A 13,257-nucleotide genomic window follows, 5' to 3' on the forward strand; every position below is an offset into this window, starting at 1 on the left:
GTATCGCAAGGAGTGTGATTATGGACAATTATTTGAAACGGCAGGCATACGACCGCCTTCTTACATGGAAAAATCATTCGGATCATTCCACACTGGAGGTGTCCGGCGCCCGTCAGGTAGGAAAGACATATATTGTTAATAAATTTGCAGATGAGCAGTATAAGCAGAAAATATATGTCAATCTTCTTGAATTTTCAGGAGAAATTTTTATTGAGCATTACAATGATCTGCGAGAAGAGATGAAAAAAGGATTGTCATGTGAAAACCCTGTTTATGAGCTTATCAAAAGATACCGGCCTGATTTTGTAGATTCTGAGGATACAGTTATCATAATTGATGAAATCCAGGAATCAGCGGCTGTTTATAACCGTATTCGCGAATTTACCCGTTTGCTGAAGAGTGATTTTATCATTACTGGAAGTTATCTTGGAAGAATCCTGAATAAAGAATTCAAATATTCTGCCGGCGATCTGGACTCCATTGAAATCCAGACACTGAATTTCGAAGAGTTCCTTATAGCAATGGGGAAGCATTCTCTATATGAAGGTGTTGATCTTTATGGGAACAGTGAAGGGGCCATCTATGAAGAACTAAACGGCCTGTATAAGATATATACGTCCATCGGCGGATATCCGGCAGTCGTATTGCAGTATTTAAAGAGTAAATCTATAGATGATTGCCGGGAAGTATTACTGAAAATCCTGAAACTTTTTGTTAATGAAAGCAAACGTTACTTTCAGGATATTCTTGATGAAGAAGTGTATGACAATATGTTTTCCTGTATCGCCCGGATTCTTGTAAAAGAGAAAAAGGGATTTGAAAAGGACAGTTTCCGTGAGGAACTTCAAAATATTGTGGTAAAAAATTATTCCGGAAATATTACAAAAGCGTCTGTCAATCGTGCAATAGACTGGTTAAGCGGCGCTGGGATCATTGATTTTGCAGGGAAGCTTCCGGAGTGTAATATTTTGGATTTTAAGGCAAAATCCCGTTGTTACTTTATGGATGTCGGGCTTACAACCTATTTCCTGATGCATATCGGCTGCTCTGAAGCTGATATAGCAGGAATCGTAAATGAGAATTTCGTATATCTGGATTTGAGACGCAGGATTGGCCATCCAAGTGAGATTGCATTGGAAACACCTGCATTTGCAACACTGGGCAATGGTGAGATAGATTTTTATGTCAAGACCATTAAGGAACATAAGAGTTATGCGATTGAAGTTAAAGCGGGAAAAAAGAACAGCAAAACGATACAGACAGTATTAGAACGCAACAAAGCTGATTTCATTTTATTTGCCAAAGGCAATACCCATGGGGGAATTGCAGATAATGTATATACCATTCCAATTTATGGAATCGGAAGATTTAAGTTTTAGCGTAATAGGGCAATGAACAGAGGATCTCTTAAGGGGATTCTCTGTTTTACTCAGGAACAATATTTTTCAATGAAATACGGTAGAGACGGCTGCTCAATGAAGCAGCTATTTTTGTTTAAAATTTTGATTGGAGATACATACGTGAGCAGGAATTTCTCCAAAAAATATTTTTTTACAGGAGGAGGCATTTATATGAGAGTGAAAACAGAAAATATGATTCAAAAAAGCGATGGAACCAAGATTTATGAACCGCGAACGATCCAGGAAGTGTTTAATGACATAAAGAAAATATTGATAGAGGAAGGGTTATGTCCGGATGAATATTTTTCCCTGAGTTATCCAATGCGTTATGTCGATGAAGCATTTCCTGAAATTTCCGGTTTGCACTGTAATGCACAATGGGGTGGAAGTGAAGGGATTTATTTGGATATTGCTATGGATGTCTTTATTTCAGAGGAAAAGATATATAAGCAAATATCATTCATTACAGGAAAAACTTTATGTGAGTCCGAAGAGGCTTTTGACCGCATGCAGTATATTGGCGGTTATGTCTATCGTCTGCTTATGGGTGATGGAAATGTTCATGCAAGATATATTCTTTCATCTACTCCCAAACAAAATAAAGATACATTAGACAGAAAACTCAACTATGAACTCAAAAATCTTATGAAGAAAAATTTATATAGTCAAAAAGAGGATTCTGTAATTGATCCAGAGGAACTGGCACTCAAAGCTACAATCTTAAAAGTGGTGACAGCCAAGCCTTTGACGGAAGATAAGCTTAAGCAATTATTGGAAGCAGATAATGCATTAGATACACTCTATAACTTATGCAGGCCTGTTATGCCGGCAACCTTGTATGAGGTGGAAGATATAATTTCATCTGCCCGGACACTGCATTAGTAGTTATTATAGTAAATGGAAAGGGTCTGTATATTCTGTTTACATACCGACCCTTTTTTAGTCCGGCTGATTTTTGCCATTTGATTTCGTTCAGTATATCAATCAACAAAAAGAACCTGGAAGGTGCAAACTGGTGTTTTTACAAATACAGAATCATTTCCACAAATTAGTTGGAATATTTTTTGAGATATTGACAATTTGTATTTTGCGGAGTAGAATAATAGCAATTCATATTATTGCGTGAAATGCAGGTTTTACGCAATAATATGAATGAAATAAAAGTAAGGATGATTTTTATGAGTGAATATACGGAAACCGTAAAAAAACAAAACATATTGGCTCTGCGGGCTTTGTTAAAAGAAATGCCGCCGTTTTGTACAGATTATTTTAGGGGCATCGCTTCATCCACATTGCCGCGGACACAGACCGGTTACTGCAGGGACATTTATACCTTTTTACAGTTTATTATTATGAGCAATCCGCTTTATAAGGATTATCAGATTAAGGAACTACCCTTAAAGGTTCTTGAAGAAATGACCCCGGCCGATATGGATGAATATCTGGAACATCTTAATTATTATGTTTTTGAAGGTACGGAATACCGAAACGGCGAATCTGCAAAAGCCAGGAAATTATCTGCCCTCAGTAATATGTACAGCTTCTTTAATAAGCGCCAGGCCGTATCAAATAACCCGCTGACTGCGGTTGATCGTCCCAAGGTTCATGATAAAGTCATTATTACTTTGGATCAGGAACAGATTTTTGATCTGATGGATGCGGTCGAGAGTCCGACCAATATGACGGACCGCCAGAAAAAATTTCATAACCTCACGATGGCCCGTGACCGTGCCATTTTAACATCATTTTTGGGAACTGGAATGCGTGTATCAGAATTGGCAGGATTGGATATTACTGATGTAGATTTTAATAACCAGACGTTCCGGGTGATCCGGAAAGGTGGAAATGAAGCATACATATATTTTGGAGATGACATACGGGACGCACTCTGCTACTATTTGGGAATCCTGGAAAATCAGGAGGAGCCAAATGACGAAATAAAGCCATTATCCCCCAGAGAATCCCTGTTGAAAGGCAATGATGAAGAGAAAGCGCTGTTTGTTTCTCTTAGGGGAAACCGTATGGCGGTCCGCAGTATAGAGGTAATGGTGAAAAAATACTGTACAATGATAAATACGAATAAGAAAATTACTCCTCATAAGCTTCGGAGCACATATGGGACTGCTTTATATAAAGAAACTGGGGATATTTATCTTGTGGCGGATGTTCTTGGGCACAAAGATGTAAATACTACTAAAAAGCATTATGCCGAGATGAGTAATGATAATCGGAAACGGGCGGCGAATATCGTTTCTATAAAAAAAGGCAGTCAAAAATGAAAAAGTAATTTTTTAGGCTTCCTATCGCATATCCGAGTCATAAGGCTGTAGTCATAAACTGATGACTGTATCAGACCTCCCGATGAAAAGTCGTCTGACGGCGAGGTCTGATATTCTAAATACGCCCAAAATCCTCCACCATCCATTCGGAAAAACTGAATATCATTGGGTTTTTAAAGATTTCTACAAATATTACAGGAAATTGGCAGATGCATCTCCTTTCAGCAGAAAATCCTATGCTATATATTCAATGGCTCGAACCACTGACTAAATTAACCAAACCGGAACAAACCAGTTTTTTTCATCCACAGGCAATAAGTCGTTTGCCATGCAAATTACACTTCCTGTCCCGATCTCTACTTTTAGAGATTCTAAACCTTCGAAAGCCCCCTCGCGCGTCACGGGCTCTAACACATTGAAATTCTTAATTGCTGTTTTGCCAGGGGACGCTGCCTTTTTGATCTCTATCGGGGAAAGAATCCCGTTTTGATAAAGCAGCAAATCGATTTCCTTCTGGTCTTTATCCCTGTAATAGAAGATAGGCGGCTCCTTTCCTGCGTTCAGATAGCTTTTATAGATTTCTGAAAACACATAGCTCTCAAAGAACGCTCCGGACATGGCCCCTCTTTCCAATGCTTCGGGATTTCCCCATTTTAGGAGATAAGCTGCCAGACCGGTATCCAAAAAATGAAGGAGAGGCATCTTCACAACCCGTTTCAGAGCATGATTGTGGTATGGCTGTACAAGGGCAATAATATGGGACGATACCAAAATAGACAGCCATTTTTTCGCCGTTGGCGCCGAAATACCAGCGGCGTTTGCCAATTCCTCATAGACAACAGGCTTTGAGGTATGTGCGGCTACAACCGTCATGAAATTATAAAACTGCATCTCATCGGCAACCTGTGCAAGATCGCGGATATCTCTCTGCAGGTATGTGTTCACATAGGAACGGTAATAGGTCTCCCAGTCCACATTTTCATCTGCATAAAGCTCCGGCATGGAACCTTTGAAAATTCTGCCGTAAATTTCATTTAAGCCCTTCTGGTTCCTTACAGATAAACGGTTCATCAAGTGTGACGCATCCGTTTGGAATGGTTCGCTTGGCTCCTGATAAATTTCCGCATCGGTCAATCCCAATAAATTCACAATGCCGACCCGTCCCGCAAGACTTTCGCTTACATTTTTCATCAAACGAAAGACCTGCGATCCCGTAATCCAGAAATCGCCTTTTCTTTTGGTACGGTCTACGCTCATTTTAATATGGGGCAGCAATTCTGTTGCGTACTGAATTTCATCAATCAATACCGGCGGAGAATATCTCTGTAAAAATAACGCTGGATCACGTTTTGCCAAATATCTTACGTCAGGATCATCCAAGGTTACATATTTTCGTTCTATCCCTGTGCTTTGCTGTATCTCTGCCAGTCTTTGCAGCAGAGTCGTTTTACCCACCTGCCTTGGGCCAGTCACCAACAGTACGGGAAACATTTTAGAAACCTGTGCAATCGTATCTTCTGCAGCTCGTTTAATATATGCCATGACAATCTCTCCCTTCCATTACAGTATAGGTAATTTGAATAAATATATTCGACTAAATCAAATTATAGTTTTATTATAGCCAAAATCCGGAATACCGTCAATAAAATTCTGTCTAAATCAAATCAACATTTTTGAATAGCCGCATACAGGGGAATAAGAAATATAGGTTCATACTTTTGCTTCCGTTTATTTTAACGTAATTTTGGTTTCTATAAAAACTATTCCGGCATCTTTTTAAACAAATTCACCGTGCGCCCGATGAGCACACATTTTTCTAAAAGTTTGTTTCAAATAACAGGGGAGCTAAGGAAATAAAAGAACAGGACGCAGACAGACGATGAATGACTGTCCGCGCCCCCGCTTAGGACGTTAACTACTTCAAATGCCCGAACCTCGACAAACAAATACCCCACTCCAGCAATTTCTGCACGAGCGGAGTATCTGTCTAGCAGGCCGTATACTCGGATATTCTGCTTCCATGCACGATAACACTTCCCTGTCCTGTATATCATGCAAGATTCTTCAGAATATCTGTATGTGGATACAAATATGGGGCTTTCATACTCGGCACACAACATAAGAGAGCAGTCTTACCGACGGCTCCATTGTTATTTATCTTCATAAAACCCGAACTTCTGGCATATCTCATGAACAGTCATGGCAAAAATGGATCTCGAATACATATCCGGATTGTCATTCTTATTTTTCTTTTCAATGTATAACTCTTTCATCTCTTCATCCCATAAGCCATTCTCCTTGATCCATTCAATCTTTTCCGGCAGCATATAATATCCCCCCGGCTGTTCGCACCATGTGTAGTTCCTATGAGGCTTGTCAAAGTGGATATATTCTTGGCACTCATATCCTTCATCGTCAATATAGTTATTTACGATTGCAAAATCACAGCTATGGAGGATACGTGATTCTTTCCTGTTTTTCTTCTTAATCGTCAGGACACGCGTGGAATCCTCCGGATAATCATATCCGTATTTCACACAAACAGCGCCTATTGCGTTCCGAAGAACATCCTTTAACTGTTTTGGCGTATACTTTTCATCGCCATCATTGACTTCGATATTAAAATCAAAGTCATATCCTACATTTGATTTGGCATCGTAGGTGATCATGTTCCGCTTATAGCTGCCCACCACATCAAACCTGAATGTAAACTTCTCCCCGACCAGCTTCTGGACTTCTTTGAGCATATTTTGGATATCCTCATATGCCTTTTTTACTTTTGGCTCTTTCTTAGAAATAAAATGAAAATCGTGTTGCATGGCTTTACTCTCCTTTATGTTTTTCATTTATTCCCAAGCCTCCCATTCAGCATTGATTTGCTAAATCGTTATATTATAGCACCTGCTGGATAATTATCAAGGCTTTTACAGAAAAAACTATTTTCAAATAATTCTACATTCCTTTCCTTACACGGAGCAACTTCTCCATCACGTCATCCTGGACGGTTAACTGAAAAAAACGAAAAATTTCCAGCTGTGCAGTTGCAATCCGACAGGTCGTTTACATGCAATTCATTGCAATGAATTGCATGTAAAAAAGTAATTAAAAAATATAATATCAAATTGAATAATCAGATGGATCGTGATATACTCAAAAAAATATATAGCTCAAGCTTATTCTATAAAATCAGGATTAACCTTTTATGCACTTAATCATGAAAAGGAGTGATATTATGGCACTGCCGCAAAAGCAGGTATATACATCCGAAGATTACTGGAACCTTCCAGAAGGCCAGCGCGCAGAACTGATTGATGGAAAGCTGTACGCCATGGCCCCGCCATACCGCATCCATCAGGAATTAGTTGGTGAACTTTATTCTACGATTCATAATTATATCCATTTAAAAAATGGTTTCTGTAAAGTTTATCCAGCCCCATTTGCCGTAAACCTTACAGCAAATGATAAAACATGGGTGGAACCTGATATCTCCGTCATTTGCGATAAAAGCAAACTGTCCGATCGTGGATGCGAAGGCGCGCCCGACTGGATCATTGAGATTGTTTCCCCCAGCAGCTCACGAATGGACTATTCCGTAAAACTGTTCAAATACCGTACTGCCGGGGTGCGTGAATACTGGATCGTAAATCCTTTGAAAAAAGTGGTACAGACTTATTCCTTTGAGGGAGAAGAAGACTCAAATGCTTTTTTATTTGATGAAGAAATACCGGTTCATATATTTAACGGCCTGACAATCAAAGTATCCGAGTTACTGCAATAAAACTGTCGGATTGCAACCGCACAGCTGGAAAAATTTTTTGAACGATATTGATTTTTTCTATGAAATCGCATATACTAAAGATACAGATAGAGATATCTGTGCAGCGGTTAGATTGTCCAGTTAAAACAATCGTTTAAAAGCGGTTAGTTTCATATGTGCTCGCGTTCAAGCTGTCCAGTTTTGGGCGTAATGCTGCCGATGTGCGGCAGTGTCAGATAATCTGTGTAAGTAAATTGTCTGAATATTCGCATTGACTGCTTGATTATCATAACTCGAATTGCCGGAATCCTGTCAAGGCAAGGGTTTCCGCCTTTACAGGATTTAGACAATTCGATAAAATTAGAATTGTGGTCTGGAAATTTACACAGATTATCTGACACTCTCTTGGGTGCATTGTATCAAATTGTCAATCCTATCTATGCCCAACAAACCATTTATCCAAGCTGTCTACTCAACTCTCCGCCATTTTTCACGGTAGATCAGTTTCGACCAGCCCTTTAAACGCAAAAAATCCAGTAGCCAAAACCATTGTCCAAACAATCCCAACTCCCGGAAATCCCTTGCTTTCTGCACTTTTCCACTTTTCCATTTCTCAACCCATGACATCAACACGACACACTCAACATACAAGGTTTGTTTCATTTCTTATGAATTAATCTGTTTTAGTTGCGCCAAACAAATTGTCATTATAGGACATCCCGTTAAAGCCCATAGAGACAATGCTGTCCTTCGTATGCTGCGCCAGCCCCTTTATCTCCAGATCAGCCCATATGTATGCGGCGTTCTTATCGTGGATCAGGTTGGGATATTTATTGAAGTAGGTCTCCGCAAGGGCCTCATACCTTTCCCTGTCTGGCTGTCCTGCCTGACTTTGATGTCAGAATAGTCAAAAGCGCCTATCCTTTCTCCCTGCTTATTATAGATGTCAAAACACCCCGCCTCGTTGTCCGGCACAATCCTGTAATTCTCGGATTCGTATGTATCATAAGCGGGCTTTACATTACGTACTGCCAAAACCGCCGATACACGGTATGCATACAATGCCGAAGTCTGCCCCGCCGCCCTCACACTGTTCCTTACGGAAGAACTGTTCCCTGCCTCATCTCCAAATGTCCTCCACTATTTTTATTATTGCGGCCCATCTGTCGGTCAGGACCGTACCCGCTCCCTCGCAATAAGTCCGAGCGGTTTATACCTCTATGCAGACATACCACCTAACTTCCCCTGTCAAATTCCATACCGACCTTCACCTCCTTCCAGATAATCCCCAGCAGGGGCGCATGGTTTTTGCGCCTCTGCGGAATAGGGTGTAAAGATTATATCTGTATATCCAGCCCTTTGCTGCCTTTAGAGTACAAGGCATTTACACTGTCCTGATAGATAGTATCACCTGCAAAAATCTCATCCAGTATCTCATGGGAAATTGGTTTTCCGGCTGTCCATGTAGGGTCTTTTTCCTTTACAGCCTGTGTTACCCTTCCAGAAATTTCTAAATGGAGTTGACTCAACGTCCACGGTGCAGCACGGCGGGTACTTAAATCTAATGACTTCACATAGGAATGAATCTTGTCATAATATGCATCCGTCTCAGCAGTATTATCACCAGACATCCCACCATACTTATAAAATGCCTTTTTAACATCTTCATAAACGTGCTGCTTCATTTCATCTGATACGTTGACGATCCGTTTCCAATCTGTCCTTCCTGTGATTCCCATGCCCTCTACTCCATAGGAATTTTTAAAGTGTCCGGAACGCAAATCATCAATGGTATTGCCACAATAGTTTCCTTTCGATGCCCCGGCGAAAGGCATATTCGTATTTGCCTTGCCACCATTCATCCTTGATAAAAGGTGCCAGATTCCCTGGCTGTTATTTCCTATGTGCATAATAAAATCCCTCCTTCTATCAGATTTTTTCATCTAAACCTTTTGTCCTGGATGATTTTCCTGATACCATTGACGTGATGCTCTCATCCGCAAAAATCTCATCCAGAACTCCCGCAGGAATAGGCTTGCCATGCGTCCATCCGGGTATCTTTTCTTTCACGGCACTGGCTGCTTTTCTTCCAATGCTTATTTCCAACTGCTGTAATGTCCACGATGCTGCTGAACGGTCACCTACTTTCAGCGTCTTATAATAATTATTTTTAATACGGGCAGATGCCTCCCATTCGTCTCCACTTTCCCCTGACATTCCGTTATACTTGTAATACGCTTTTTTCACATCATCCAAAACAAGCTGCTTCATCTCATCAGACACTTTTATAATCCTTTTGCTATTGGCTGTGATTCTCATACCTTCCACGCCATAAGAATTTTTACGGTGGCCGGTAAGAAAATCCTCCAAAGTATTCCTGCCGCCCGCACCGGAACGCCTTGCCCCGGCGAAAGGCATATTCGTATTTGCTTTGCCCCCATTCATCCTTGATAAAAGCTGCCAGATTCCCTGGCTGTTATTTCCTATACGCATGATAAAATCCCTCCTTCTATATGGTCAAATCCAACTGTGTGCCTTTGCCTTCTTCCTGCACTTTCACAGGCTGGCTTGTTCCCGCCTTTATCTGTTCCATCAGTTTTTCCACGGATTCAGCCTTTGCCAGCTTCTTCTCCTTTAAGGCTTCCTCCTCTTTCTTCTTCGCACGTTTTTCCGCGATCTGCTTCTGTACCTTTTCTTTATAAACCGTGCCAGGGTTCTCCATTATGTCCCTGCTCCTGCCAGACATCCAGTAAGATACTTTCCCATTTTTGTCAATAAGGGCACCTGCACTGAGTATCTCGTCATTGTTCTCCCTTGCAAACTTCTCAATCCGCTCCGAATTGCCGGACATTTCTGCAAAGACTTTCTCATACTTCGCCGCCGCTGCCGGGTCTTTCGCCATCTTCTCCACGATACTGGAAGAAACCGCTATGTTGTTATAGCCCCTGCTCCCAAGCATATAGGCATCTTCCTGTTTCCCATTCCTGAAGTCTGCCACCGTTATATTCACATCCGGGTATTTCTCTTTCAGACTATTCAGGTACGCCTGCGAATCCCCGTTAAGGGAACTGCTCGCGTTTGCCCTGTCTGCCGCATAAGTGTTTGTGTAATCCGTTACTCCTAAAATTGCCATAATAATCATCATCCTTCAAAAAATCTTACCTGCGGCCCCTCTGTCATTCGGAGCCGCCCATGCCCCCTTATGGTAAGTCCGGGCATGATGTTCCTTACTTCAAAATGCCCGCCGCATCCATAATATTTTTCTCATAAGCCGTAATCGTAGAACCCATAACTCCCGGCGTACCCATATATGTAACTCTGCCTATATCTTCTTTATGGCTGACAAAGAACTCCGCCATGCTCCTTTGCTTATATATGATCTCCATCTGCTCTTTCCGTTCATCCGCCGCCTCCTGGCTGCGCTCCATACTCGATTTCCGCTGTGCCGCCTCTTTCTCCCGCTTTGCCTTATTGATGGCATTCACTTCTGCCACACGCTCTGGGGAATCGCTACAACCGCCGATATAGGTAACGCTCCCATCCTCATGGACGACTACCCCGCACGGCTGGTAGTCAAGCCCCTGTGCCGCAAAAGACGCTTTTAGTCTCGGAGTGGCATTAAAGAAATCATCTATCTTGCCCTCATAGTAAGCTGCCTTTTCCGGGTCATCTGCCATCTGTTCCAGAATGTTCGGTGCAATAGCAACATCACTGCCATTCATGCTCTTTCCCACCCTGTCAAGGCTCTGTTGGTCTTTCCCGACACTCTGGATTCTCACATTGCCATACTTTGACCGGAGGTATTCCGTGTATGCATCCACCTTTGACGTATCTGCCGCTTCTCCCGTTTTCTGCAACTGCTCTGCAAACCCTGTCTTATTCGTGCCCGTTTTCTGTGTCCTGTTCGCATACTGATATGCGCCCGCCAAAGTACCGTTTATCCCTAAAATGCTCACAATAAATCTTCTCCTTCCAAAACATATTTATATCGCAGCCATCTGTCATTCAGGACTAAATCCGCTCCCTTACAATAAGTCCAGACAACTACTCCCTTACTTCAAAATGCCCGCCGCCTCATATGCGGCAATCGAAACTGCCTTACTCTGGTAATATCTTCTGTCCGTTTCCTGTGCCAACATTTTGTGTTTCAGGGCGGCCTCCTCCGCCAGCCTTTCATATTCTGCGTGTTTTGCTTCCCTTGCTCTGCGGGCTTCAACAAATTCTGACGATGATACGGTAATTGTTCCAAGGCTGGTCACACGGTACTTGGAGATTTCTCCATTTTCATCCAATTCAATCAGATAGGAACACCCCGGAGTTGCAGGATATGTGGCGATAAAATTCTCAACGTTTGCCATCACTTTCTCTGCAAGTTCAAGATCTTTTTGCATCTTCCTCTCTCCTTTCATTTTTCATCATCACCGACAGGATGAACACCCTATCCTTTACTCTGAAATCCATTGTTCCCTGATATTTCTCCGCCGTGCTTTTGATGTTGACAAGCCCTATCCCGTGGGATTTCCTGTCCGCCTTATCCGTCACAGGGAACTCCTCCTTCGCCTTAAGCACCAGCCGCCCGTTAAAGCTGTTCTCTACTTTCAGGATGAGCAGGTTCCCTTTCTGCAAGGAGCTTATGCGGATAAAGGCATCCGCCCCTGGCTCTTTCGCTTTCAGCTTCCGGCAGGCTTCAATCGCATTGTCCACCGCATTCCCCAGGATGACGCCTATGTCATAGCTGTGTATCTGGATTCCCTGCGGGAGCAGCAGCTTATCCGCATCCATCCTTAGATCAGGCATATCCCGCACAGCCTCATGATATTTCATGTTCAGCAGGGTATCCACCACCGTGTTCCCCGTCCTGAACCGCACTTCCAGCTTTTCAAGCCCCCTGTTCAATTCCGACAGGTACTCCTGCAGCTCCCCGCCCCCTTCCCCTGCGGAAAGGCGCTGGATGACGGCAAGGGTGTTCTTCATGTCATGCTTCATGCCCCGTATGCCGGAATAGATGCGCTCCATCTCCTCCATGTGTTCCTGCAGGCTGCTTATCTGGTTTTCCAGGACAATCCTGCCGCTCTTTTCCCTGTTCCAACAGATCATGTCCTGGAACAGCTTCACCCCGTACAGGATGGAGAGCAGCGACAGGAGCAGGATTGCGGGAATCACGAGGACGAGGATTGGATATCTGTCATACAGCATTTTAGGTACGCCGTCCTCCAGCGTGATCATGATGATGCGCAGGAGCATACAGATCATCAAGCCCACCGCTGATGGGGTAAGGATGAACAGCAGCTCCGTCCTGCTGATAAAATAATCCTTTTCCCGGAAATTCTGCACAATCTTTCTCAGCGAAAAGTACAGTAGCAGGGCGATGCCGGCATACTGGATAAGCTGCGTCCCGGCCACGCCAATCTTTACCGCCATGCCGAAGGATTTTTCCGATGGGAGCATCCCTTTCCCCGTGCACCAGTTAATGATGTCAAGCACCCGCCCGTCCATCGCATTCAGCAGTATGACCGCCGCATACCTGCTGATGTCCAGTAACGCCTGGAACGAAACCACAAGGAAAACCGTGACAGGGCGGAACGCTTTGTAGAAGCACGCCGCAAGGGCTGACAGGATACAGAGCGACAATGCCAGCGTCCCTGCCGCCACCCTGTAGTCCTCATATCCCGGCGGGGAACACCAGACCACGGCTGTCCGCAGGGCCACATACAGCCTGTTCCATCTGCCCCTCATCCTTGTTTCCAGAAAGCTCCCCAAAAAATACTGCAGGCAGTACCCCTGGAACACCGTCAGGAACGCATATAACACATCCACCATC

13 protein-coding genes are annotated in these 13,257 nt (G+C 43.0%); 4 read left to right on the top strand and 9 right to left on the bottom strand.

The annotated features are described in order from the left end of the window. The first annotated feature begins 20 nt into the window (after positions 1-20). The 3 genes from EBB54_RS00420 to EBB54_RS00430 all read left to right on the top strand — a co-directional run bounded on the left by EBB54_RS00420 (position 21) and on the right by EBB54_RS00430 (position 3,679). A complete protein-coding gene (locus EBB54_RS00420) occupies positions 21-1,379 on the top strand; it encodes an ATP-binding protein (RefSeq protein WP_125125904.1) in 1,359 nt (452 codons plus the stop codon). A 192-nt stretch (positions 1,380-1,571) separates the two neighbouring features. Then, positions 1,572-2,282: a hypothetical protein gene (locus tag EBB54_RS00425; protein WP_125125905.1), complete on the top strand. Its 711-nt coding sequence runs from the start codon at positions 1,572-1,574 to the stop codon at positions 2,280-2,282. 296 nt (positions 2,283-2,578) lie between these two features. Then, complete coding sequence (locus EBB54_RS00430) at positions 2,579-3,679, top strand: tyrosine-type recombinase/integrase (protein ID WP_125125906.1); 1,101 nt, start codon at positions 2,579-2,581, stop codon at positions 3,677-3,679. Positions 3,680-3,946: 267 nt separating this feature from the next. Here EBB54_RS00430 and EBB54_RS00435 read toward each other — a convergent pair whose 3' ends face one another. Further along, on the bottom strand, positions 3,947-5,221 hold the full coding sequence (locus EBB54_RS00435; RefSeq protein ID WP_125125907.1) for an ATP-binding protein: 1,275 nt from the start codon (positions 5,219-5,221) through the stop codon (positions 3,947-3,949). Positions 5,222-5,829: 608 nt separating this feature from the next. Further along, entirely contained in the window at positions 5,830-6,498 is a 669-nt protein-coding gene (locus EBB54_RS00440) for a hypothetical protein (RefSeq protein WP_125125908.1), read from the bottom strand. Between the two features lie 413 nt (positions 6,499-6,911). Between EBB54_RS00440 and EBB54_RS00445 the strand changes: the two genes are divergently transcribed. Beyond that, the gene (locus EBB54_RS00445) at positions 6,912-7,457 is read left to right on the top strand and encodes a Uma2 family endonuclease (protein WP_125125909.1); all 546 of its coding nucleotides are present in this window, start codon (positions 6,912-6,914) and stop codon (positions 7,455-7,457) included. Between the two features lie 447 nt (positions 7,458-7,904). Here the strand turns inward: EBB54_RS00445 and EBB54_RS30320 are convergent, their stop codons facing one another. From EBB54_RS30320 to EBB54_RS00480, 7 genes are all read right to left on the bottom strand, one after another. Next, on the bottom strand, positions 7,905-8,063 hold the full coding sequence (locus tag EBB54_RS30320) for a hypothetical protein (protein ID WP_162307040.1): 159 nt from the start codon (positions 8,061-8,063) through the stop codon (positions 7,905-7,907). A gap of 710 nt (positions 8,064-8,773) precedes the next feature. Further along, positions 8,774-9,379 carry a DUF3879 family protein gene (locus tag EBB54_RS00455; protein WP_243127451.1) on the bottom strand — a complete coding sequence of 202 codons (606 nt, stop codon included), beginning with the start codon at positions 9,377-9,379 and terminating at the stop codon, positions 8,774-8,776. Beyond that, positions 9,366-9,929: a DUF3879 family protein gene (locus EBB54_RS00460; RefSeq protein WP_125125910.1), complete on the bottom strand. Its 564-nt coding sequence runs from the start codon at positions 9,927-9,929 to the stop codon at positions 9,366-9,368. Before EBB54_RS00460 ends, EBB54_RS00455 begins: the two co-directional genes overlap by 14 nt. A gap of 16 nt (positions 9,930-9,945) precedes the next feature. Continuing rightward, positions 9,946-10,569, bottom strand: coding sequence for a DUF6033 family protein (locus EBB54_RS00465; protein WP_125125911.1), 624 nt, complete (start codon positions 10,567-10,569; stop codon positions 9,946-9,948). 94 nt (positions 10,570-10,663) lie between these two features. Then, complete coding sequence (locus EBB54_RS00470) at positions 10,664-11,392, bottom strand: DUF6033 family protein (RefSeq protein WP_125125912.1); 729 nt, start codon at positions 11,390-11,392, stop codon at positions 10,664-10,666. A gap of 96 nt (positions 11,393-11,488) precedes the next feature. Then, complete coding sequence (locus EBB54_RS00475) at positions 11,489-11,827, bottom strand: hypothetical protein (RefSeq protein ID WP_125125913.1); 339 nt, start codon at positions 11,825-11,827, stop codon at positions 11,489-11,491. Continuing rightward, complete coding sequence (locus EBB54_RS00480; RefSeq protein ID WP_243127455.1) at positions 11,811-13,256, bottom strand: sensor histidine kinase; 1,446 nt, start codon at positions 13,254-13,256, stop codon at positions 11,811-11,813. The genes EBB54_RS00475 and EBB54_RS00480 overlap by 17 nt, the downstream gene beginning before the upstream one ends. Between the last annotated feature and the right edge of the window lies 1 nt (position 13,257).

Source organism: Schaedlerella arabinosiphila (assembly GCF_003885045.1).
In the GTDB taxonomy this organism is placed as follows: domain Bacteria; phylum Bacillota; class Clostridia; order Lachnospirales; family Lachnospiraceae; genus Schaedlerella; species Schaedlerella arabinosiphila.